Raw genomic sequence first — 25,084 nt, forward strand, 5'->3', positions numbered from 1 at the left:
TTATTCCGTATAATGTATATTTTTGTGAAAATTTAATTTTAGACAGATTCATGGCAGAACAAGAAGAAAAAAAAACTAAAAAACAGAAATCACCCATGCGAGAATGGTGGGACTCAGTACTATTTGCTGTAGTTGCCGCCACATTGATTAGAGGATTATTTTTAGAGGCCTATACCATCCCAACCGGATCAATGGAAAAGAGTTTATTAATAAACGATTTCCTATTTGTTTCAAAAGTACATTACGGAGCTCGTACACCTAAAACTTTATTGCAGGTTCCTTTGACTCATCAGAAGATTTGGTTTACTGAAATCCCTTCTTTTTCTACATTAATTCAAGTTCCAAACTACAGATTACCCGGTTTTACACATGTAAAAAACGGTGATGTAGTGGTATTTAACTATCCAGGATGTCCTGAGAGACCAGATCCATATGGTGGTTATGATAAATATCCGGTGGATTTAAGAACCAATTATATCAAAAGATGTATAGGAATAGCTGGTGATGTAGTAGAAGTTAGAGATGCGGCTCCTTATGTCAATAATGTAAAGTTTCAAGATGCTCCAGGCACACAGAAATATTATAACATCGAGTGCAATACCAATATCAATGAGAAATTATTTGAAAAATTGGGAATTGTAAATATGGGAGCTCAATCTTCTGAAGGAAAAGTCTTTTATAAAATAAACTCTACAGAAGCTGCTTTGTCGGAATTGAAAAAATACGACTTTGTGACCAATATCTACCCTGACATTATTGCAAAAGGTGATACTTCAGATCAAAACTACAATGCATTTCCTCATCAAACTACTTTGTTTGCCAATAATAGAGACAATTGGGGACCAATTACGGTGCCAAAAAAAGGTATGAAAATTACCTTGGATGAGAAAAACATTGCTTTGTACAAATCAGTAATTACAGTTTTTGATCTCAACAAAAATGCCGAATACAAGGACGGAAAAATATTTATTGACGGAAAACAAATCAATGAGTACACTTTCAACCAAGACTATTACTTTATGATGGGAGACAATCGTTATGAATCAGACGACTCAAGATTCTGGGGATTTGTTCCGGCCGATCATGTAGTAGGTAAGGCTGTATTTATATGGATGTCAATAGACGCAGACGGCTCACTTCTGAATAAGATTCGATGGAGTAGGTTGTTTAGCTTGATAAAATAAAAAATCAAAAAGTTTGCTTCAAAAAAGCAAACTTTTTTTTATTCTTTTTTTCCTTTGAAAAGGGTGTATTTCAATAATCTTGCCTCTAAACCTCCGTTCATCAAGTCTGTTTTTTGTTCGCCTCTTAAGCCAACTTTCTTTATAGCTTCTCTATCTGAACTAATCAGCCAAGCATCAAAACCCGCATATTTTTGTTTAAAAGTGTCTCCAATTCTGCTATAAAAATCAAACAAGTCATCGAGTTTCATTCTTTCGCCATAAGGAGGATTAAGCACCAAAATTCCACCTTCAGTCTTAGGTTCAGTTTCAAAGAAATCTGCCTTTTTGACATTGATAAATTCATCCATTCCAGCTAATTCAGCATTCTCTGCAATGTTTTCCAAGTTTGAGGCTAAAATATCTCTTGCAAAAATCTGCAAATCAGGTTGTACAATTTCACTTTCTAATTTCTTTTTTACCTCACCAAATGTTCTTGCATCAAAATCTCTCCAATTTTGAAACGTAAAAGAGCGATTAACCCCCGGTGGCGTATTTGTACCAATAAGTGCTGCTTCGATACTAAAAGTACCCGAACCAGACATAGGATCATAAAAAGGAATACCTGCATTCCAACCACTTTTAAGAATAATAGCGGCCGCAAGAATCTCGTTTATTGGTGCCTCATTAGATTTTCTTCTATATCCTCTTTTGTCCAAACTTTGACCCGTAGAATCTAAGGAAATAACTACAGCACTTCCTGAAACATGCACATTAATAGCCACGTCAGCATGATCACGAGCTACGCTTGGTCGTTTGCCTTTTTTATCTCTAAATCTATCTACGAGAGCGTCTTTAACTTTTAGTGCCACATATTTGGAATGTTTAAAAAACTCGCCACTAATGGTTGCGTCGATAACAAAAGTCTGGTCGAGCCCCATGATTTTTTCCCATGGAAAACCATACACATTTTGATAAAGCTCTTCTTCGTTCTTTGCCTCAAACTCATCTATGGGTACCAATAAGCGTAGTGCTGTTCTTAATGCGAGATTGCCTTTATAAAGCAATTCGTCGCTTCCAATAAACCTCACGGCTCTTCGGAGTATTTCAACGTTTTCTCCTCCCATTTTGGTGATTTCTTCTGCCAAAATGGGCTCAAGACCCATAAATGTAGTAGCTACAATTTCATATTTCTGCATACTGCAAAACTAAAGCTAATTTTTCGAAAATTCAGAAATAGATTACCAGATAATAGGAGCGAGGTGGTTTTTTTCTAAATATGCATTAGCCGTAGAAAACTGTTGCTGATTAAACCAACCTCCTTGATTAGCTGATAAAGGCGATGGATGTTTGCATTTTAGAACCAAATGTCTGTTTTCATCTATATTTTTGCCTTTTAAATGAGCATAGGCACCCCAAAGCATAAAAACAAGATTCTCTTTTTCTTTGTTTAAAATAGAAATTACAGCATCAGTAAATACTTCCCAGCCTTGTTTTTGATGAGATCCAGCTTGATTTCCCCTTACTGTTAAAGTTGCATTTAATAATAGAACGCCCTGAGAAGCCCATTTTTCTAAATTCCCAGAAAATGGAATATCAATATCTAAATCGTTTTTAAGTTCTTTGAATATATTTCTTAAAGAAGGAGGAAACGGAACACCATCATTGACCGAAAAAGCGAGCCCATTTGCCTGACCAATTCCATGATAAGGATCTTGGCCCAAAATCACAACTTTAGTATTCTTTAAATCACAAAGGTTAAAAGCATTAAAAATTTGATTCTTAGGAGGAAAACAAACCTTGTTAGCATATTCATTATCAATAAATTGCATTAGATTCCGAAAATATTCTTTATCAAATTCCTCTTTTAAAATATCTGCCCACGAATTCTCTATTTTAATATCCATTTAGTACGTTTTAATCGATTTTAATTGATTGGTTTCAAAATTATTGTTTTATTTACAACGAAATTCAAAAAAGATTCGTTTTGAATAAAAAAACACTAAATGATTATGGAAACGGCAGTTACAAAGGGCATAAAAGTATCTGTAATAGCAGAATTCCAGCCTTTTTATTCAGACCCTGAGCAAAATCATTTTGCATTTTCTTATAAAATCAAAATAGAAAACAACTCAGAATCGACTTTTAAGCTATTAAAACGTCATTGGTACATTTGGGACTCAGTCGGTTCTTCTATAGAAGTAATTGGCGACGGAGTAGTTGGTAATCAACCCATTATAGAGCCAGGGAACTTTCACGAATATGTATCTGGATGTAATTTTAAGTCCACTATTGGGAAAATGTACGGCTTCTATACCATGGAGAGATTATTAGATGGCAAAACCTTTTTGATTGCTATTCCTGAGTTTGTACTTACCGTACCTTATATTTTAAATTAATACATGTATTTTGATTTCCTAAAGTATTATTTCAAAGCAAAAAATGCTCATGGAATTCACTCCCCCTTCGTTTTTGATTTTTACAATTCTATATTTAAAGGAAAAAACGCTCAAGAGGATTTTTCAGAGATCGAAAATATAAGAAAATTACTACTTCAAAATAATAAGCAAATACAAAGGGTAGATTTTGGAGCTGGAAAAAAAAATAACCATCCAGAACGCGTTTCAGATTTAGCTAGGACCTCATTAAAGCCCAGAAAATGGGCCCAAATGCTTTACAGACTCATTTCAAAATATCAATTTCAAAACATTATTGATTTAGGTACTTCATTTGGTATCACAACTTTGTATTTTTCAAAAGCCGCTCCAAATGGAAAAATTAAAACTTTAGAAGGATGTCCAGAGACTTTAAAAATTGCAAAGAACAATTTTAGAACATTAAATACCAATAACATTGAAACCATTGAAGGAAATATTGACGTTAATTTGGCTTTAGCAATAAATAAATTCGAAAAAGTAGATTTCGTTTTTTTTGATGCCAATCATCAATATAAGCCTACTATTAAGTATTTCGAACTTTGCCTCTCAAAAATTGATGAGAATTCTTGCTTCGTATTTGATGATATCTATTGGTCAGAAGAAATGAAAAACGCATGGAATACAATTATTCATCATGAAAAAGTAAGTATAACCATTGACTTATTCTTTATTGGAATTGTATTTTTCAAAAAAGGGATAATCAAGCAACATTTTATTTTGAAATAATAAAAATTGCAAAATCTGTCTACACATTTCGATACTTTGTTAGCAAATTTGGGCTGATTTAGAAATAATCTACTGTAAAGAATAAGATTTTCAGTACATTTACAAAGTTTAACTCTCTTAATGAAATATAGTGTAAAGTTGGGAGCTTTAGCAGTTTTTTTAACTGTTTTGGCGTGTGTAGAGCCGTACGATTTGAACTTTGGAAGTCAAAAAGAAATATTATTTATCGAAGCTGATATTAATAATTTCGATACAGAGCAATTTGTTAAAATCAAAAAAAATATTCCTTCTGCTAATAGTATTGAATATGTAAATGTAGAATCCGCTAAAGTGTATTTGATAGAAAACGAAAATAATATTATCGAGTGTCAATACGTTGGTAGCGGTAAATATAATCTTCCTTCTGGATTTTTAGGTAAACTTGAAACTCCTTACAAATTGAGGTTTGAATTAGCAGGAAAAACTTATGAATCCACTTCAGAAATAGCCAATCCAGTCTCTCCAATTGAAAAAATATACTCAACTTTAAATGAAAAAGGCATAAGTTATCTAGGGAAAGAAATTGATGGACATAATATCTTTATTGATACCAAGGATATAAATACTGATGAACAATTTTACCTTTGGCAATGGCGATTATTTGAAAAACAGGGCTATTGTAAAAGTTGCGAAGGCGGCAGATTTTACACGAGTCCTCTTCCTCTTGGAAAATGTGTAGAAGATGCTAACCTAAAACGACGCAGTGTAACTTACGACTATACTTGTGATGCTCAGTGTTGGGATATTTTTTACAATGAAGACGTAAACATTATGTCTGATATTTATTCAAATGGTAAGAATATTCAAGGTAGATTGGTCGCAAAAATACCCTTTTTTCAATATCGAAATGCTTTAATTGAAGTTCAGCAATATTCAATTTCTCAATCTGCTTTTGATTATTACAATATTTTAATAAATCAATCACAAAGAAACGGTAGCTTGGCAGATACACCACCAGCAGGCTTGATTGGCAATGTGAAAAACATTACTGATGCCACAGAACCCGTGGGAGGGATATTTATGGTAAGTGCTAAAACTACTAAATCCTTTGTAATTGACAGAACTGAATTGATTCCTGGAGTAAGTGCAATCGGATTACTAAAAGGTAGACAAGCAAATCCAGAGCCAATGGGGAATGATACTACAAGACCGCCGCTAGCACCGTGTATTGAGGACCATAACAGAACTGATAAGAAACCTTTGGGTTGGGTAGATTAATATGAATAGAATATTCAATATACTTAAAAAGAAAATTTATTACCTATTTGTTTTAGGGACGTTTTTAGCGTGCGTAGAACCTTTTGAAATTAACTACGGCAGCCAAAAAGAGATATTGTTTATTGAGGCTGATATAAACGATTTGGATACTGAACAATTTGTTAGGATTAGAAGAAATACTCCTTCTGATAAAAACATTGATTTTTTTAGTGTAGAAAAGGCAAAAGTTCAGGTGATTGAAAATGAGACCAAAGTTTATGATTGTACTTATGCTGAAGGAGGTAAATATTATCTACCTGAAGGTTTTTTAGGGAAGATTGGAGTACCATATAAACTTAGATTTGAGCTAAATGGGAAAACCTACGAATCAAGTAACGAAACTGCTAATAAGGTTGCTCCGATCGAAAAAATCTATTCGGTATTATCTCCTAATGGGATAATTTACAAGGATAAAAATATTGACGGTCATGAAATTTATATAGACACAAAAGACATTAATACCGATAAGCAATTTTATTTATGGCAATGGAGATTGTTTGAAAAACAAGGCTATTGTAAAAGTTGTGAAGGTGGAAGATTTAATGTAAATCCATTGCCTCTTGGCAAATGTGTTGATGATGCAAATTTAAAACGAAGAGGAACTACCTACGATTACTTATGCAATAAAGATTGCTGGGATATTTTTTATAATGAAGACGTAAATGTTATGTCAGATAAATATGCAAATGGTCAAAATATAACGGGAAGGCTTATAGCTAAAATTCCTTTTTTCCAGTTTAGAAATGCCCTAATTGAAGTTCAGCAATATTCTATTTCACAATCCGCTTTTGAATATTTTAATATTTTAATAAATCAAACACAAAGAAATGGTAGCCTTGCAGATACACCTCCTGCTGGCTTAATTGGAAATGTTAAAAATATCAATGACTCTACCGAACCTATTGGAGGTGTTTTTATGGTAAGCTCAAAAGCCTCAAAAACATTTGTAATTAACAGGACTGAGATGTCTGCTGGCATCAAAGCTATTGGTTTTACTAATGGACGACCAATTACTCCTGAACCTTCAGCGATTAGTCCACCAGCAGCTCCATGTATTGCTTCACAAAATAGAACTGATAAAAAACCATTAGGATGGGTAGAATGAAAATAATATTCAATGTTTTAAAAACTAAGATTTATTACATCTTGGTGTTATGTCTTTTCATTGCTTGCGTAGAGCCTTTCGAACTTAATGTGATTACTACGGAAACGATATTGATTGTCGATGGAACAATTGACGATTCAAATACAGACCAATTTATTAACTTAAAGAAGTTCATTCCTACAGACAACAGCAATAGCATAAGATATTTACCTGAAACAAAAGCTAAGGTAACAATTATAGAAAATGGACTCAATGTGGTTAATTGTGTTGAAAATACAAATGGGTATTACTATTTGCCTTTGGGTTTTAAGGCAAAAGTTGGGAATAAATATAAACTGAGAGTGGAATTAGCTGATGGCAACATTTATGAATCAAGTGATGAAACCATGAAAAAAACGCCTCCTATTACTGATTACACTGTAGTTTTTGATCCAAAGGGTATAAAAAAAGGGGAAAATTATGTCCCAGCTCATTTGGTATATGTTAGTACAAAAGATGATGCAGCTCCTGGAGATAATTACATGTGGACTTATAGACTTTATGAAAAACAAACAGTTTGTAAAACCTGCGAAGGAGGTATTTTTCTAACATCACCAGCACCATTAGGAAAATGCTCTACTGTCCGTTCCCTTGCTGAAGATGGTGTAATCTACGATTACAGATGTGATGGAAACTGTTGGGAAGTACTATATTCAGAAGAGCTTAACGTAATGAGTGATGCACTATCTGGAGGAAAGGAAATTAAAAATAGATTAGTTGCTAAAATACCTTTTTACCAAAACAACGGTTTTGTAGTGCAAATAAAGCAGCAAAATGTTTCGGCGGGTTCCTTTCAATATTTAAAAATATTAGGTAACCAAAGCCAAAACAACGGTACACTGGTTGATTCACCACCAGCGGCTTTGATTGGAAACTTAAAAAACATTAAAAATAGTACAGAAGCCGTTGGTGGGTATTTTATGGTAGGCGAAGCTGTCACTAAAAGTATTTGGGTAGACAGAACAGACACAAAAGATGCCGTTCCGATTTATCTAATGGGAAGAGCTGCTGTTTATGAACCCGCAAATGCTGATGGCTCTAGACCGCCTTTTGCCCCATGTATAAAAACAAACACGAGAACCCCCTTAAAACCAGAAGGTTGGCCTTTATAAGTAAATGAAAAATATGAAAAACATACTTCTACTTTTATTATTATCGCTTTTTGCGACAAAAGTGAATGCCCAAAAATTCATCATAATTTCTGGGCAAGTATCAGACTCATTAAGCAATGAGCCACTTGTAGGTGCCAATGTAAATTTAAATTATGGCGAACAAAATGCGATAACTGATAAGGCAGGAAAATTTAACATCACTGCTCTAAAGAAAGAAAATATTATAGTTGTGAAATTTGTTGGCTATAAACCTTGGAGAATTACATTAAATGAGAAAAATGATGTAAAACTTGATATCAAATTATTCTTGGTTTCAAACGACCTCGAAGAGGTAATCGTAAGTAGCAAAAACCAAGAAACCAATGTAAAAAGACCCATCCTTGGCGTTAATTCCATCAGTATTAAGACTTTAAATAAGATTCCGTCGGCACTAGGTGAAGTGGATATACTTAGAGGATTGCAAATGTTACCCGGTGTAACTAGCGTTGGTGAAGCAGCAAACGGGGTTAACATTAGGGGAGGAGCAACCGACCAAAACCTGATTTTATTAGATGATGCCCCTATATTTAACCCAACTCATATGTTTGGTTTGTTTTCGGCTTTCCCTTCTGAAGCCGTTGCAAGCTTTGATTTATACAAAGGAAATGTTCCAACAAGGTTTGGAGGAAGAGCTGCTGCTGTATTAGATGTATCTTTAGCAAACCCTTCATTGGATAAATTTAAAATGTCTGGTGGAATTAGTATGGTTTCGAATAGATTAAAAATGGATATTCCTATCATAAAAGATAGATTAGGAATTTCATTATCAGGAAGAGCAGCTTTCAATGATTTTTTACTGCCTTTGGTGTCACCAAAACTTGACAATATCAAAGCAAAATTCGGTGATGCTTCGTCAAAGATTTTTTTTAGAGTAAATTCAAAAAATACCCTTACCCTAAGTTCTTATGGAAGTTATGATTTTTTTCAAACGGAAATATTGGGTACGATAAACGAAATAAATTCTACAAATACCCAATACAAATACAGAACTATCAACAATACTTTGAACTGGTTTTATGCCATTAATAATAACCTAAACTTTCAAACTAAATTAATATCCTCGGATTATAGCCCAACCACATTGTTACCTGAATTAAACGTTGATAACAAGGTGAAAATCAAGTCAGGAATTACCTATAAACAGATAAAAACCAACCTGAATTATTTCAAAGGAAAACACAAATTAGAAGTTGGATTAGATGCTATAAACTATTTGATAAACCCAGGGGAATTGGACCCAGGTACAAATCAAAACATTACTCCAGTTTTTACACAACACGAAAACGCCTATGAATTAGGTGCTTATGTACAAGATGAAATAGAAGTAAGCGATAAATTTGTGATTACGGCAGGATTAAGATATTCCCACTTTTTAAACATGGGACCAGGCTCATACAGAATTTACCAAGCTGGTATGCCGAGAGACGAGGTTTCATTATTAGATACGGCGTATGTAAATAAAGGCCAAGTGCAAAAATCTTATGGTGGATTTGAACCAAGAGTTGGTATGCGTTATCAATTAACGGAGCGAAGATCATTAAAGTTTGGCTATAATTTGATGAGACAATATTTGCAAGTTATTACCAACACTACCACTCCATTACCAACCTCTCGGTGGAAAACTTCAGATATTTACATAAAACCACAAGTAAGTAGCTTATATACAATGGGTTTTTTCCAAGAATTGCCAGATAATGTATACGAATATTCGTTTGAAACATACTTGAGACAAACAAAAAACATAGTTGATTATAAACCTGGTGCAGATTTTCTTTTACAAGAATATCCAGAAAGCCAGTTACTTCAAGGTAAAAACAAATCTTATGGTTTTGAGTTTATGCTTTCAAAGAAAAAAGGGGAGTTGACAGGTTGGATAAATTATACTTACTCTAGGAGTTTGAATAAAGTGAATGAAGGTCCAACGACTTCTCAACAAATAAACCAGGGAGATTGGTACAGAGCAAATTATGACCGACCGCATTCGGCTAATGCTACTGTAATCATAAACCAAGGAACACACCACGATTTTTCCTTTAATTTTACATATAGCACTGGTAGACCTTTCACTATGCCTCAAGGATATATATTGTTTCAAGACAGAAGCTATCCTTTTTATTCGCTTAGAAACAACGCCCGAATTCCTGATTACCACCGTTTAGATTTCTCATGGAATATTTACAACCCAAGTATGGACCCAGCAAAAAGATGGAAAGGAAATTGGAATTTTACGGTTTACAATCTTTATGGAAGAAAGAATGCATATTCAGTATTCTTAAAAAATCAAGGAACAGCCATCAAAGCTTATAAATTGACAGTATTTGGTGCTCCAATTTTATCTCTTGCCTATAATTTTAAATTCCAATAAAATCAAAAAAGATGCTGTCCCAAAAAGGCAGCATCTTTTTTATAAAAATAAGGTGTTATTTGGCTACCAAATGTATCTCAGCTATCATACAACGAGCTGAGCCACCACCAATAGTCTCAATTACACCTAATTCTGGATGTATTATTTCAGCATAATCAGACAAGTTAGCTTTTTGAGCTTCATTTAAAGATTCATAAGCTTTATCAGACATTACCAAAAACTTCTTATTTTTCTTATTTTTCAGAAGCAACATATTGCCCGCAAAATTATTCATTTGCTCGAAACTAATTTCAATTACAGCCTTATTAGTGCTTTCTATTTTTTGTTTTAAGGCGAGTCGCTCATCTATATCTGAAATTGCATCCAAACAAACCACAGCAAAAGTATCTCCCATGCACATGAGCACGTTTGTATGATAAATTGCAACACCATCTTGATCTTCTGCCTTAAAAAGAACCATTTCATAATTCATAATTCTTTCCCATTCCTGCAAAACGTCAATATTGGTTCTAGACGACAAACACGCGTATGCAATCCTATTTATTCTATCCAATACCAAACTTCCAGTTCCTTCTAAAAATTTATTTTGGTCTTCGAAATAGGAGAGGTCTATCAATTCTTCTACAGTATATTCTGTTTTTATCTTTTCTATAATATCATTCCTCCTTTCTGCTCGGCGGTTGGGAGCTTCCATTGGATATAGTATCAATTTACCGGAATGATGCATTGAAAGCCAATTGTTAGGAAATATACTGTCTGGTGTAAATGGCTCTGCATAATCCTGAATCACCATGACGTTTATATCTCTAAGTCTCAATTGCTCTACAAATTCATCAAAAGCAATTTGAGCTGATTGATTATTATCGACATCTGAATTTTCAATTTTCTTTTGAAATTTATTTGATAAAGCTGTTTCCTCATTATAGGCAAAACTTATTGGTCTTACCATCAATACATTAGATGTGATTTGCTCTTGCATAATTTTAAAAATTTAATCTAACCTATAAATTTATTTCTTAATAACCGAAACCCTCTCCAAAGGCATACTCATACAATGCGATCCTCCTCTAGCCCTTGAAAGCTCTGAAGATGGTAGTAAAATTATCGTATTTTCAATTTCCTCAGGCTTAGCGGTACCTTTTTCAAACATCGAAACCAATTCTTTGGCATGTATGAGTTTGAATCCATGCTCTTTAAAAGCTTCTCCAGTATAATCATTTCTATCATAACCGATAGCCACACCTTCTTTCAAAACCAACAGATTACATGAATCCGTCCATTGTTCTCTGGCACCAAACGGAAAAATATTGTTGCCAGAATAGATAAAATTAACAGGTTCCATACATTTTAGATCAATTTCGGAAACATATTTCAGTAATTCTTCTAAATTATCGAAATCTCGGCTTTGAATATTTCCAGCTTCTTTAAAAAATTGTTTTATTACAATATCTTCATGTTTAAACCTTTGACCTAATTCATCCCAAACTTTTTCATTTTGAGCAACTTCCTTGGTACGTGCCAATGAACCCAACAAAACCCAAACATTCTTTTTAATTTGGGTAAAAATGGTGTCAATGTGCATGTAATCACGCTTGGCCGGAATTTTTATTAAAGTTACTTTTTTTACAATGTCTTTTTCAAATAACTTATCAATAACTTGTCGAGCAGCTTCTACAGTTGTTCTTTCACTAATTCCAATCAGCAAATGATTTGGGGCAACCATCATTACATCTCCACCTTCTAGCGTATCTATCCGTTTTCCTTGGTCTTCAGGAAGTAAAAAATGCTCCTCATCTTCCTCAATTTCAATGATTTTATATTTCAAATCGGTGAAATATGGATGATTAAAAAAAACGTATTTAGCCAAAAGAGATTCTCTGGAACGAGCAACTTTGGCTGGTTTGTTTAAAATCAGATAGTCATTTACTACAATTCCGATATCTCTCGTGAAAATAAGATTAGGAATAGGAGGAAAAAACATTTCGCCTTTATCTGTTATTCCAGTAATCAAAACCTTTGATAATTCTTTTGCATCAAAAGTCAAAAAACTTTGCATTTCCAGATAAGAACATTCTTCTATTGCACTGACAGCGGCTATCAATTGCACTTTTACCAATTCTATACTTAATACTTCTGCGAGCAATTTTTCAAAGTCTATAACTTTATCAGAGTTGAAATATCCTTCGGCATTTGGTTTAAAAAAGTTTCGATTACCTTTAGCACTTGATTCTTCAGCTTTCCCTTTTATTTTTTCTGGATCTAAAAAAAAGAGTAACAATTTGACATAGTAATCATACTCTTTTCTACGCATAGTTTCCAAATGGATGATGTCCTCAAACAACCAATCCTGGGCTTTGGAAGGCACCACTTTCCCTAATCCACTGTCGGGACTATGAATAATGAGCCGTTTGAGTTGGCTTATCTCTGAATCTACAAAAACTGAATTCTTCATAAATTTATCAATTATTTTTTAGCTTTGAGATCCTTGGCATTTATTGTGTAATCCCATTTTTTTTCTCCTTTTCCATCGAATACATTAATTTTAAGAACTCTATCTGTTCTTTTTCCTGTAATTTCCATAATACCAAAGGCTTGAGAGTTATTCAACTCCGTACCATCTATTATTGTTTTAGCCTTGTATTCTTGATCTAAAGGTTTGCCTGCACTAGATGTTAGAGGAGAAATAGTTAAATCATACAAAGTATAATTATTTGGCCGCTCTAATTTTTGAAGATTGGTATGGTGCCTGTCACCTGAGATAAAAATTACACCTGATATTTTATTGGCTTCTATTCTATCCAATAATTTTCTTCTTTCAACAGGATATGTTGACATATTTTCAAAAACACCAGCCTGATTTACTACTTGTCCGCCAGTGACTACAAACTTAAATGGAGCCTGCGAAGTACTCAGAGCATCAATCAACCAATTCAATTGTTTCTCTCCATAATAATCTTTCGTTGAATCAATTAGGCTATTTGGAGCTCTAAAGTACCGATTATCCATCAAGAAAAATTGAACATCCTCCCACATAAATGTTCCCGTAATTCCCTCGTTTTCAAAAATATAGTTTGGATTACCCCAGAAATTCTTAAAAGCCTCCAAAGTCATTCTTTTGTTCCAAAAACTCCTATCTGCGTCATTATCACCAAAATCATGGTCATCCCAAATAGCATAATGATGAACATTGGCCCACAATGGTTGAAGTTGTTTTAAGCTTTTGTAATCTGTGTATCTATGATTTATACCAGTTTTGGTATTCCAATCTGGCTCTCTCAAATAGATATTATCACCGCCCCAAACCATAAAATTGGGTTTTTGCTCATATATTTTTGTAAAAATATCCGGACTTTTACCATATGGGTTTCCAGGCCTATCAAATCTTTCTTCGTTGGTATAAGTGCAACTTCCTACCGCAAATTTAAAATTCGGCGGATCTGTTCTATATTGCCAAAGAGTTTGTGTTTGAAACTCCTGAAGATTTGCGGCTTTTATAGGTTTCTTATTAATCCAAACTTCATAACCATACTTTTTGCCAGGCAAAACTTCATCTGCGATTAATTTTGCTACAAAAGCATTGTCTTTTTTTGTTTGGATTTCCTCTGTAAAGTATTTCTTAGCTGGAGCTTCTTTATCCCAGTATGAAAATTTCACAAAATCAGCTTTATCGGTTTGTACCCATAATAGAACTTCACGCATGTCTGAATATCCCAGCATTGGCCCAGATTTGATTTGAGCTTGTGAAGTGATATGAAAAAAAGTAAAAAGAATAAATAACAGATAGGTTTGTTTTTTCATGAAATGTAATTTGTTTAATGCAATTTAAGGGTTTCTTTTTGAATTTGTAAAAAACTAAAATTAAGATTCAGTAATTTAATAAAAAGCCTTAAATTATGTTCTCAAATCCTTCAATATTTCAAGGCTAAAAGCGTATTTTTGCGAAAAAAAATATTTTAATGACAGTAGAAAACGGGCAATTTGTTATTCAAAATCAAAGTGTTTTAGCTTTATGTGAAGAATTCGGCACGCCATTGTATGTATATGATGGCGACAAAATAGAAGAAAAAGCCAATGCTTTGAAAGATGCCTTTAAGGGTGTAAAAATGAAAATAAAATATGCCTGCAAAGCCAATACCAACATTTCTATACTTAAATTAATGCATACTTTAGGTGTAGATATTGACGTGGTTTCGCCTCAAGAAATGGCAGTAGCTTTGAAAGCAGGTTTTAATCCTAGTCAAATCACCTATACATCGAGCGGAGTATCTTTTGATGAGATAGAAGTAAGTATAAACAACGACGTCCTTGCCAATATTGATAATCTCCCAACTTTGATAAAATTTGGAGAAAAATATGGCAATTCTGTTCCAGTTTTGATCAGGATAAGACCAAACGTAGAAGGTGGTGGAAACCTGAAAATTAGTACAGGCCACAAAGAATCTAAATTCGGAATAGCGATAGAGTATAAAGAGCAAATTCTTGAAATAGCTAAAAAATATAATCTAAATATAGTTGGAATTCACCAGCACACGGGTTCTGATATCAAAGATGGAAAGACTTTTGTGGAAGTAGCCAGAGTGATTTTTGACTTTGCTATGAGTTTCCCAGACTTAAAATACATCGATTTTGGGGGTGGTTTTAAAGTTGCCTACAAAGACGGTGATAGCGTTACAGACATGGTGGATTTAGGCGAAAAAATAAGTGCAAGTTTTCAAGATTTTTGTAAAAAATATGGAAGAGAACTAGAGCTTTGGTTTGAGCCAGGCAAGTTTTTGGTAAGTGAGAGTGGTTTTCTTTTCGGAAATGTAAATGTTGTTAAAGAAAACCCTACAAAAACACTTTTGGGACTTAATACAGGTTTAAATCACCTCATAAGGCCGATGATGTATGATGCATTTCACGATGTTGTGAATGTTTCAAAACCAAATGCTGCAGTAAACGAAGTTTATGACGTAGTAGGATATATCTGTGAAACAGACGATATCGCAAAAAATAGAGAATTAGCCAAAACCGATGAAGGAGATATTATTTGTATAAAAAATGCCGGAGCTTATGGATTTACTATGGCATCTAATTATAACGGAAGATTTAAACCTGCAGAAATTCTAATTTATAAAAATAAAGTGCATTTAATCAGAAAAAGAGAGACTTTAGTTGATATTTTAGCCAATCAAATATTAGTTGAATTATAATTATGGAAAATCAATTCATAAAATCGAGCAAAAAAGACGAATTTGAGTCGCCTGACTTTTACAATATAGATGAACTTCTTACTGAAGATCAAAAATTGATTCGAAATTCAGTAAGAGATTTTGTGAAGAAAAAGATTTCTCCAATAATTGAAGATGCCGCTCAAAAGGCCAAATTTCCTTATTATTTGGTAAAAGAAATGGGCGAAATGGGCGTTTTTGGCCCAACAGTACCAGAAGCTTACGGTGGGATGGGAGCTGATTATATTTCGTATGGATTGATGATGCAAGAATTAGAACGTTGTGACTCGGGCATTCGCTCCACGGCATCTGTTCAAGGTTCTTTGGTGATGTTTCCCATTTTCAAATATGGATCGGAAGAACAAAAAATGAAATATTTACCAAAATTAGCCTCTGGAGAATGGCTGGGATGTTTTGGTTTAACAGAACCTGACCATGGTTCTAATCCAAGCGGTATGGTCACCAACTTCAAAGAAGACGGCGATCATGTGATATTAAACGGAGCAAAAATGTGGATTTCCAATGCTCCCTTTGCTGATTTGGCAGTGGTATGGGCAAAAAATGAAGCTGGAAGAATCAAAGGATTAATAGTAGAAAAAGGAATGGTTGGTTTTACTGCTCCCGAAATACACAACAAATGGTCATTGAGGGCAAGTGCCACGGGTGAGTTAGTTTTTAATGATGTTAGAGTACCGAAAAGTAACATTTTGCCTGACGCAGATGGCTTAAGAGCACCTTTATCATGTTTGGATAACGCCCGTTTCGGTATAGCTTGGGGAGCTTTAGGTTCCGCTATGGATTGCTATGAAACAGCCAGAAAATACTCAGCGGAAAGAATCCAATTCGGAAAACCAATTGCCTCCTTTCAATTAATTCAAAAGAAATTGGCCGAGATGTTGACCGAAATCACGAAAGCTCAGCTTTTGGTTTGGAAATTAGGAGTCAACAAAAACAATGGCACGGCAACAACATCCCAAATTTCAATGGCCAAAAGAAACAATGTACAGATTGCTCTAGAAATAGCGAGAGAGGCACGCCAAATTTTGGGTGGAAATGGAATCACAGGTGAATTCTCAGTAATGCGGCACATGATGAATCTGGAATCGGTAGTGACTTATGAAGGCACTCATGATATTCACTTATTGATTTTAGGAAACGAAATAACGGGTATTCAATCTTTTAAATAATATTAATATGATAAATGTAGGTCTTATAGGTTTTGGATTATCTGGAAGATACTTGCAAGCTCCTTTTTTTCAAACCAATCAAAATTTTAACTTAAAAAAGATTGTAACCTCTCAACAAATACCGCAGAATTTATTTCCAAATACTTCGCGGGCCGATTCTTATGAGGAATTATTGGAAGATGAATCCTTGAATTTAATTTCTATTTGCTCTCCCAGTGACACCCACTACGAATATGCAAAAAAATGCCTTTCAGCTCGAAAAAACATATTGATAGAAAAGCCCATTACAGCTCATAAACACGAAGCCGAAGAACTTTTCAGATTGGCAGAAGCCATGAACCTTAGAATTTTTGTTTTCCAAAACCGTAGATTTGATTCGGATTTTATGACCGTAAAAAGTGTAATAGAATCTGGTGTTTTAGGAGAAATATTAGCCTACGAAGCACATTTCGATAGATTCAAGCCAGTTTTGAATGCTAAAAAATGGAAAGAAAGAATAGCTCCAGCCAATGGGATTTTATATGATTTAGGTTCTCATCTTATCGACCAATCTATTTATTTGTTCGGTAATCCTGAAAAAATATCTGGAGAGGTTTTTACCCAAAGAGCCCATTCTGAAATTGACGATGCATTTGATTTGAAACTAGATTATGGAAAATTAAAAGTTTCACTAAAATCAAGTTTAATGGTGAAAGATCAAGGCCCAAAATATATCGTACATGGCACCTTGGGTAGTTTCACCAAATACGGGATTGATATTCAAGAAGACCATTTGGTGGCAGGTTTATGGCCAAACCAAGCAGGATTTGGTTTTGAACCGAAAGAGATGGACGGCACGATTAAAACGTCTATAAAAGGTTTAGAGCTAAAGGGAAAAATAGAAACGTTTGGCGGAAACTGGAATTTATTATTTGATAATATTGCAGATGTGATTCTCCAAAATGCGGAATCTATTATAAAACCATCCCAAATAATAGAACAAATAACGATAATAGATACTATAAAAAAAAAAAAAGCCGAGAATTAATCTCGGCTTCTTTTCAATTCCATAATTTCTCAGGATATTTCCCTTGTTCTATCAGCTTATTCAAAGCTCCCATAACCATCTCCTTATCTTCAGGGTAAGTAACCCCAAACCAATCAGATGAACTTTCAAAAACCTTGCAATTGCCTTTATTATTTTCTATCAAATAACTCATAACCTTTGGAATATAAAACTCAGCTTTAGGAGCATCAAAATTCTCTTTAGCATAGACTTCAAAAAGTTCTTTTATAATTGGGAAAACAGAAGGCATAAAACCCCAAAAATTCATAGAAACAGGTGTATTTTCACCTAAAACTACTGGTTCGCCTTCATCTAAGAAAACTATTTTTCCATTTTCTTGCCTTACTATTTTTGTTCTCTCAGTTACATTTATCAGAAAACCTTCTTCATTAGTTACACATACACCACGCGAAACTGTTCCATTTTCAGAAAGCGTATTTTTAATCTGATAACCAATCATTGAATGCACATTTTCGTTAGTATTTGTGCTTAAAAAATCTGCCATTGTTTTAAAAGCATCATATCCATAAAAGTCATCCGCATTTATTACAGCAAAAGGAGCCGAGGTTTGTTCCCAAGCACAAAGTACAGCGTGTCCAGTTCCCCAAGGTTTTTCTCTTTTTACATTAGATAATTCGGCAGGAACATAACTTTGAAAACCTTGAATTGCAAAATCATACTCAATTTTACCATCCAATTTTGGCCCAAAAAGTCTAACAAAATCCTCTTTTAATTCCTCTCGAATAATAAAAACTATTTTGCCAAATCCAGCTCTAATTGCATCAAACAAAGAATAATCAATAATTGTCTCATCATTTGGACCAAAAGCATCAATTTGCTTAATTCCTCCATATCTGCTGCCCATACCGGCTGCTAAAATCAAAAGCGTAGGTTTCATAAATTTAAAATTTTGGCAAAAGTACGGATTTTATAGGTCTTTTTTAACAGTAGAAAAACAATTTATTGCTCATTTTTACCCAAAATTGCATTAAATCCTCAAATACTTAACTTACATCTATATATTTAATATTCTGTTCTTAAGCTTTTTTTTATTTCTACACTTTTTTATACTTTTAAAGATTAAATATTTTCAACAATACTAATATATTATGAGAAAAAACCTATCCTTACTTATTCTCTTTATCATTTGCAAGTTTTCTGCTTTTTCGCAAGAAACTTTTCATGAAAATGGAGTAAAAGACAAAAGGCCTGATTATTACCTATTTAAAAATGCTACCGTTCATGTGGATGGAAAAACAACCATAAATGAAGGTTGGGTTTTAATAAAAGGCGATAAAATCGAAAAAGTTGGTAAAAACTTCGATTACCCTAAAACAACCCAAGTTATGGATATGTCAGGCAAACATATTTATCCTGGATTTGTAGATATTTATTCTGATTATGGTATGCCCGAAATCAAAAGAAAACCTGGTGGCGGATATTACAATATGGAATTTAAGTCAGGAAAAGAAGGAGCTTTTGCATGGAATCAAGCCATTAAACCTGAAGTAAAAGCAGATGAGATTTTCAAAGTGGATGATAAATCTGCGGCGGAATTAAGAAAAATTGGCTTCGGAGCAACAGTAACTCACCAAAAAGATGGAATAGCAAGAGGGAATTCAGCTTTAGTTTCGTTAAATAATACAACTGAAAATGAAGTTTTATTAAAATCTAATGTTTCTTCTCATTTTTCATTTGATAAGGGTTCAAGTATACAATCTTACCCAGTTTCTTTAATGGGTTCTGTTGCCCTTTTACGTCAAGCATATTATGACGCTAAATGGTATACAAACGGTGGAATTGGCTCAGAAAGAAATTTATCTTTAGAAGCCTTAGCTCAAAACATGGCATTGCCAGCAGTATTTCATGGTAAAAGCTTTTTAGACGCTCAAAGAGCTGATAAGATTGGAAAAGAATTTGGAATAAAATATATTCTTAAATCTGGTGGCGATGACTACAAAAGAATTAGTGAAATAAAAGAGCTGAACACACATATAATAGCTCCTATAAGTTTTCCTAAAGCCCTTGATGTAGAAGATCCTCTTGATGCAGAAATCGTTTCTTTAACAGACTTGAAAAACTGGGAAATGGCTCCTTCAAACTTAGCGGTTCTTGCAAAGAATAATATAAGTTTCTCTATTTCACCATCTGATTTAGTAGATAAGTCTCAGTTTTTTGGAAATATACAAAAGGCGATAAAATTGCGATTAGACAAAAATACTGCTCTTGACGCTTTGACTTCAAGCCCTGCAAAAGCCCTAAAAATAGATAATTTGGTTGGAAGTATTAAAAATGGAATGATTGCAAATTTATTGATAAGTAATGAGGAAATATTTGACCCAAAGGCCAAAATTCTAGAAAACTGGATACAAGGCAATAAATTCGTAATAAACGACTTAAGCCTTTCATCAGTTAAAGGAACCTATTCTACTGATCTTTCAGGATTTTCAAAATTGGAAATAACTGGCGAGAACGAAAAACCTTCTATAGAGTTGTTTGAAAATGATTCTACTAAAGTTAAGGCTACAACGACCAGAGACAGAAATTTTTTAACTATCAATTATAAAAAGGGAAATGCTGGTCTTGTTAGGTTATCAGGTTATATAACAGACAAAAAAATAAACGGTGATGGGAAAGACGCAGATGGCAAATCTTTTGTTTGGAATGCAACACTTAACGAAGACTCGAAAACCGAAGACAAAAAAGCAGATTCGACAAAAAAATCGTCTGAGGAAAAATTAGGGGAAATTATTTATCCTTTTACTGCATTTGGAAATAAAGAAAAACCTTCTAAGGAAGATTTTATTATCAAAAATGCCACGATTTGGACCAATGAAGCAGATGGAAATATCCAAGGCGACGTCATAATAAAAAACGGAAAAATTGATGCCATTGGTAAAAACTTAGCTTCTGCAGGACTAAAAGTAATTGATGGTACAAACAAACACTTAACAAACGGAATCATTGACGAACACAGCCATATCGCATTGTTCTCTATAAATGAAGTTGAATCTGTTTCGTCAGAAGTAAGACAAGAAGACGTTGTAAACTCGGAAGATATAAATATTTACCGTCAATTGGCTGGAGGTGTTACTACCTCTCAACTTTTGCACGGCTCGGCAGACTGTATCGGAGGTCAATCTGCTATAATTAAGCTTAAATGGGGTGAAAGTGCGGATAAATTAATCATCCCAAATTCTCCGAAATTTATAAAATTTGCTTTGGGTGAAAACGTAAAAAGAGGAAATTCGCCTCAGGTGCCAAACAGATACCCTAGTACAAGAATGGGAGTAGAGCAAGTATTTACTGATGCATTTACCAGAGCTATTGCTTACAAAAAAGAATGGGCGACTTATAATGGAGCAAAAGTAAAAACAGGATTAACAGCTCCTAGAACAGACCTTGAATTAGTTGCATTAGTAGAGATTTTGGATGGTAAGAGAAATATTACCTGTCACTCTTATGTACAATCTGAAATTAACATGTTGATGAAACTTGCCGATTCTTTGGGTTTCAAAATTAATACTTTTACGCATATCTTAGAGGGTTATAAAGTGGCTGACAAAATGAAAGCCAGAAACATCAATGGTTCTACATTCTCTGACTGGTGGGCATACAAAATGGAAGTAAAAGAAGCAATTCCTTACAATGCAGCCATTATGACTAAAGTTGGTGTAAATACAGCGATAAACTCAGATGACGCCGAAATGGCCAGAAGATTGAACCAAGAAGCTGCAAAAACAATGCTTTATGGTGGACTTAGCGAGGCTGAAGCATGGAAAACAGTTACGCTTAATCCCGCTAAAATGTTGCATTTGGATGAAAGATTAGGATCTATCAAAAAAGGAAAAGATGCTGATTTAGTGCTTTGGACAGATAATCCACTTTCGGTTTATGCTAAACCAGAAAAAACAATTATCGATGGTACTATTTATTTTGATTTAGATAAAGAAGCTGCCAAAATAGAAGACCTTGAAATAGAAAAAAACAGAATCATTCAGAAACTATTAGCTGAAAAAAGTAAAGGCACCCCAACAGTAAAACCTACCGCAAGACCAAGAAGAGATAATATCCACTGCGATGCTATACTTGAATATGACGGTGTTTCAGTTGAACAACTTGATCAGTTTCTTGAAAATCTAAACAAATAATGAAAATGAAAAAAATATCGATATTAATATATTTAATTGTTAGTACCTTTCTCGGTTTTGCCCAGAACCCTACAGTTGGAAAATCATCTGGAGAAACGATTATTTACACAGGTGCACATATTTTTGTAGGCAATGGAGTTGAATACAATAATGGCTCTTTAGTTATTGAAAAAGGAAAAATTTTAGCAATCGGCGATGGAGATCTTTCTTCAAAATACCCAAATGCAAAAAAAGTATCATTTGCTGGAAAACAAATTTACCCGGGAATAATATCACCTGCGAACTCTTTGGGCCTTACCGAAATACAAGCAGTTAGGACAACCTCAGATTTTAATGAAATAGGTGAAATAAATTCTAATGTTAGAGCTTTGATAGCTTATAATACAGACTCTGAGGTAATTCCTACTGTAAGAAGTAATGGTATTTTATTAACGCAGGCTACTCCTGAAGGTGGTTTAATTCCAGGCCGTTCTTCAGTAATGTACCTTGATGGTTGGAACTGGGAAGATGCAGTTTTAAAAGCAGATGATGGTGTTTGGTTAAATTGGCCTTCAAAGGTTACTAACTCATTTAATAGAACCACTTTTGAGAGGGAAAGTAAAAAGAACGAGAACTATAATAAAACAGTTGACGAACTTCACACTTTTTTTAATCAAGCTTTAGCATTGTCCCAAGACGACAAAAAATACGACAACTTAAAACTAACAGCTTTAAATGGTGTTTTAAATGGAGTGGATAGACTATATATACAAGCAGGGAGTGACAAAGAAATAATTGATGCAATAGCATTTTGCAAAGAACATGCGATTAAATTCCCAGTTATTGTCGGGGAAGTTAGTTCAGATTTAGCCATTTCTGCTCTTAAAGAAAACAATGTACCAATTATTATTCCTTCAACTCATAGATTACCTTCACGTGGTGATTCTGAAGTTTGGGAAGCATACAAACTTCCAGCAAAGTTATTTGCAAAAGGACTTTTGGTAGGTATGCAATACAATGACTCTTATTGGAGAACAAGAAACTTGCCTTTTGTGGCAGGAAATGCTGTTGGGCATGGTTTGACGAAGGCACAAGCCTTATCAATGATAACACTAAATAATGCCAAAATACTAGGCATTGATAATTTTGTAGGATCTTTAGAAGTTGGGAAACAAGCCTCATATATAGTTTCAGAAGGCGATATATTAGATATGCGAACTTCAAAAGTTACCAATGCTTTTATCAGAGGAGCAGAAGTTAATCTTGATGACAAACAAAAAAGATTAGCTGAAAAATATAATGATAAATACGGAATCAAATAATTTCGGTTCGGATTTTGAAAAATTAGGTTTGGCTATTTACGTCAAACCTTTTTTTATAACCATTGTTTTGTCCTAAATTTGTAAAAAATCTTCTAAAACTAATGAAAATAGGGATTATTGGCTTGGGTGACATGGGCAAGTTGTTTGCCAAAATCTGGGATTCCTTATCTTTAGAAGTATATGGTTGTGATGTTTCTTCTAAATTTGAATCTCTTCAAAATGAACTTTCCGATACAAATATTCAAATTCTGAAAGACGCAGTTTCAGTTTCACGCATTTGTGATTTCATCATGTATTGTGTTGAAGCCGAAAATATTGAAGAAGTAGTAAAATATGCAGGTCCATCAACTAAATATGGAGCAATCGTTACAGGGCAAACGTCCGTAAAAACGCCAGAAATGGCTGCTTTTGAAAAACACCTTCCGGCTGATTCTCAGATAGTTGGGTCTCATGCACTTTTTGGTCCTGCAATAAACCCAAAAGGTCAAACAATTGCTCTTTTTAATCACAGAGCTAGCCTTTCTGCATTTCAGACTGCATTTGATTTATTCGATAAATTGGGGTCAAAAGTTGAAGTTTTAGATGATTTCCATGCCCACGACAAAATGATGGCTGATATTCAAGTGATTACACACGTAGGATTTGAAAGTATTGGCACTGCTTTTATGCACAGGAAATCATTCCCATGGGAAAACAAAAATCAAATACACGGAATTGATAATATAAAGATTTTGCTTACGCTAAGGATTTTTTCATATAAATCTCATGTTTATTCTGGTTTGGCTTTTCATAATCCCTACGCTATCAAAGACGTCAGAAAATTTGCAACTATCGAAAATGAGCTTTTTGGAATGATGATAACTGAAAACAAGGAAAAATTCAGGTCAAAAATCTTAAAAGCCCGAGATCAAGTTTTTAAAGATCATAATAAAAAAATGATGCTCAACGATGACATCATGCGAGAATACACCTTAAACCCTGGCGACGACCACAAGCCAAACTCTCACCTGAGTTTAGTAAGTATGGTTTGTACTTGGGCTGATTTAGGGATAAATCCTTACAAAAACTTGGTTTGTCAAACGCCTCCATTCAAACTAAGAGTTGGCTTGGCGGAATATTTGTTTTTAAATGACGACCTTTTAAATGAAACTATTGAAACTGCTGTATTTGATAAATCTGCTTTGATTGATGATTTAGCTTTCCATACAGCGGTTCATGAATGGACAAATATTTTAGAATTAGGAGATAAAAAGGCCTATCAACAGCATTTTGAGGCTACAGCGAAATTCTTAGCTCTAAGATTAGAAGAAGGTAGAAAAAAAAGTAACGAACTTATTTCAAGGATAAATCAATGAAAGAAGTTAACCTTAAAAAATTCGACAATTCTTGGTACAAACCAGGTAGTATTTTTAAAAGATTCACTTGGCACGTTATTAGTAGTATATTTATTAACAGCAACTTACCCGTTCCGATCAAAATAAAAATATTTATTCTGAGACTTTTCGGAGCAGAAGTTGGTCATAATGTAACCATAAAGCCAAGTGTGAACATAAAATATCCATGGTTTTTAAAAATAAAAGATAATGTTTGGATAGGGGAAAAAGTATGGATTGATAATTTTGTGGAAGTTGTACTTCATGAAAATGTTTGTATATCGCAAAATGCACTTTTATTAACTGGAAATCACAATTATAAATCAGAATTGTTTGATTTAATGCCTGGCAAAATAATCCTTGAAAAAGGAGCTTGGATAGGAGCAAAGTCTGTAGTTTGTCCAGGAGTAAAGGTTAAATCACATGCGATTTTGACAGTTGGTTCAGTTGCAACTAAGGATTTGGATGAATATAAAATTTATCAAGGAAATCCGGCCATATTTGTCAGAAATCGAGAAATACTTTAATTAATTTTCC

The 25,084-nt window shown here is 33.9% G+C and carries 20 protein-coding genes; 14 read left to right on the forward strand and 6 right to left on the reverse strand.

All coding sequences use genetic code 11. The annotated features are described in order from the left end of the window. Positions 1-50 precede the first annotated feature (50 nt). Positions 51-1,184, forward strand: a complete 1,134-nt coding sequence (gene lepB / locus EGI22_RS18445; RefSeq protein WP_255069916.1) for a signal peptidase I — start codon at positions 51-53, stop codon at positions 1,182-1,184. Between the two features lie 38 nt (positions 1,185-1,222). On the opposite strand, the gene EGI22_RS18450 is transcribed toward lepB, so the two are convergent. Both EGI22_RS18450 and EGI22_RS18455 read right to left on the reverse strand, forming a co-directional pair. Then, positions 1,223-2,359 carry a class I SAM-dependent RNA methyltransferase gene (locus EGI22_RS18450; protein WP_255069917.1) on the reverse strand — a complete coding sequence of 379 codons (1,137 nt, stop codon included), beginning with the start codon at positions 2,357-2,359 and terminating at the stop codon, positions 1,223-1,225. Positions 2,360-2,401: 42 nt separating this feature from the next. After that, positions 2,402-3,067 (reverse strand): uracil-DNA glycosylase, encoded by a 666-nt coding sequence (locus EGI22_RS18455; protein ID WP_255069918.1) that lies wholly within the window; start codon positions 3,065-3,067, stop codon positions 2,402-2,404. Between the two features lie 105 nt (positions 3,068-3,172). On the opposite strand from EGI22_RS18455, the gene apaG reads away from it, so the two are divergent. The 6 genes from apaG to EGI22_RS18485 all read left to right on the forward strand — a co-directional run bounded on the left by apaG (position 3,173) and on the right by EGI22_RS18485 (position 10,280). Next, positions 3,173-3,559: a Co2+/Mg2+ efflux protein ApaG gene (gene apaG, locus EGI22_RS18460; protein ID WP_255069919.1), complete on the forward strand. Its 387-nt coding sequence runs from the start codon at positions 3,173-3,175 to the stop codon at positions 3,557-3,559. A 3-nt stretch (positions 3,560-3,562) separates the two neighbouring features. Then, positions 3,563-4,324 carry an O-methyltransferase gene (locus EGI22_RS18465; protein ID WP_255069920.1) on the forward strand — a complete coding sequence of 254 codons (762 nt, stop codon included), beginning with the start codon at positions 3,563-3,565 and terminating at the stop codon, positions 4,322-4,324. 120 nt (positions 4,325-4,444) lie between these two features. Continuing rightward, positions 4,445-5,581 (forward strand): DUF4249 domain-containing protein, encoded by a 1,137-nt coding sequence (locus EGI22_RS18470; protein WP_255069921.1) that lies wholly within the window; start codon positions 4,445-4,447, stop codon positions 5,579-5,581. A gap of 1 nt (position 5,582) precedes the next feature. Next, positions 5,583-6,725, forward strand: coding sequence for a DUF4249 domain-containing protein (locus EGI22_RS18475; RefSeq protein ID WP_255069922.1), 1,143 nt, complete (start codon positions 5,583-5,585; stop codon positions 6,723-6,725). Then, entirely contained in the window at positions 6,722-7,876 is a 1,155-nt protein-coding gene (locus tag EGI22_RS18480; RefSeq protein WP_255069923.1) for a DUF4249 domain-containing protein, read from the forward strand. Before EGI22_RS18475 ends, EGI22_RS18480 begins: the two co-directional genes overlap by 4 nt. A gap of 13 nt (positions 7,877-7,889) precedes the next feature. Beyond that, the gene (locus EGI22_RS18485; protein ID WP_255069924.1) at positions 7,890-10,280 is read left to right on the forward strand and encodes a TonB-dependent receptor; all 2,391 of its coding nucleotides are present in this window, start codon (positions 7,890-7,892) and stop codon (positions 10,278-10,280) included. A gap of 55 nt (positions 10,281-10,335) precedes the next feature. Here EGI22_RS18485 and ctlX read toward each other — a convergent pair whose 3' ends face one another. The 3 genes from ctlX to EGI22_RS18500 are packed head-to-tail and all read right to left on the reverse strand — an operon-like array spanning position 10,336 to position 14,078. Further along, on the reverse strand, positions 10,336-11,259 hold the full coding sequence (ctlX, locus tag EGI22_RS18490) for a citrulline utilization hydrolase CtlX (RefSeq protein WP_255069925.1): 924 nt from the start codon (positions 11,257-11,259) through the stop codon (positions 10,336-10,338). 30 nt (positions 11,260-11,289) lie between these two features. Beyond that, the gene (locus EGI22_RS18495) at positions 11,290-12,732 is read right to left on the reverse strand and encodes an arginine deiminase family protein (protein WP_255069926.1); all 1,443 of its coding nucleotides are present in this window, start codon (positions 12,730-12,732) and stop codon (positions 11,290-11,292) included. An 11-nt stretch (positions 12,733-12,743) separates the two neighbouring features. Then, positions 12,744-14,078, reverse strand: a complete 1,335-nt coding sequence (locus tag EGI22_RS18500; protein ID WP_255069927.1) for an alkaline phosphatase — start codon at positions 14,076-14,078, stop codon at positions 12,744-12,746. Positions 14,079-14,236: 158 nt separating this feature from the next. Here EGI22_RS18500 and lysA point away from each other — a divergent pair, with 158 nt between their 5' ends. The 3 genes from lysA to EGI22_RS18515 are packed head-to-tail and all read left to right on the forward strand — an operon-like array spanning position 14,237 to position 17,704. Then, positions 14,237-15,472, forward strand: coding sequence for a diaminopimelate decarboxylase (gene lysA, locus EGI22_RS18505; protein ID WP_255069928.1), 1,236 nt, complete (start codon positions 14,237-14,239; stop codon positions 15,470-15,472). 2 nt (positions 15,473-15,474) lie between these two features. After that, entirely contained in the window at positions 15,475-16,677 is a 1,203-nt protein-coding gene (locus EGI22_RS18510) for an acyl-CoA dehydrogenase family protein (RefSeq protein ID WP_255069929.1), read from the forward strand. Positions 16,678-16,684: 7 nt separating this feature from the next. Then, entirely contained in the window at positions 16,685-17,704 is a 1,020-nt protein-coding gene (locus EGI22_RS18515; RefSeq protein ID WP_255069930.1) for a Gfo/Idh/MocA family oxidoreductase, read from the forward strand. Positions 17,705-17,717: 13 nt separating this feature from the next. Here the strand turns inward: EGI22_RS18515 and EGI22_RS18520 are convergent, their stop codons facing one another. Then, complete coding sequence (locus EGI22_RS18520; RefSeq protein WP_255069931.1) at positions 17,718-18,620, reverse strand: sugar phosphate nucleotidyltransferase; 903 nt, start codon at positions 18,618-18,620, stop codon at positions 17,718-17,720. A gap of 211 nt (positions 18,621-18,831) precedes the next feature. On the opposite strand from EGI22_RS18520, the gene EGI22_RS18525 reads away from it, so the two are divergent. The 4 genes from EGI22_RS18525 to EGI22_RS18540 all read left to right on the forward strand — a co-directional run bounded on the left by EGI22_RS18525 (position 18,832) and on the right by EGI22_RS18540 (position 25,074). Then, a complete protein-coding gene (locus EGI22_RS18525; RefSeq protein ID WP_255069932.1) occupies positions 18,832-21,873 on the forward strand; it encodes an amidohydrolase family protein in 3,042 nt (1,013 codons plus the stop codon). 5 nt (positions 21,874-21,878) lie between these two features. Next, positions 21,879-23,174: an amidohydrolase family protein gene (locus EGI22_RS18530; RefSeq protein ID WP_255069933.1), complete on the forward strand. Its 1,296-nt coding sequence runs from the start codon at positions 21,879-21,881 to the stop codon at positions 23,172-23,174. Positions 23,175-23,275: 101 nt separating this feature from the next. Beyond that, positions 23,276-24,529, forward strand: coding sequence for a prephenate dehydrogenase (locus tag EGI22_RS18535; RefSeq protein ID WP_255069934.1), 1,254 nt, complete (start codon positions 23,276-23,278; stop codon positions 24,527-24,529). Next, positions 24,526-25,074: a WcaF family extracellular polysaccharide biosynthesis acetyltransferase gene (locus tag EGI22_RS18540; protein ID WP_255069935.1), complete on the forward strand. Its 549-nt coding sequence runs from the start codon at positions 24,526-24,528 to the stop codon at positions 25,072-25,074. Before EGI22_RS18535 ends, EGI22_RS18540 begins: the two co-directional genes overlap by 4 nt. Positions 25,075-25,084: the final 10 nt, after the last annotated feature.

This window comes from Lacihabitans sp. LS3-19 (genome assembly GCF_024343575.1).
GTDB lineage: Bacteria > Bacteroidota > Bacteroidia > Cytophagales > Spirosomataceae > Leadbetterella.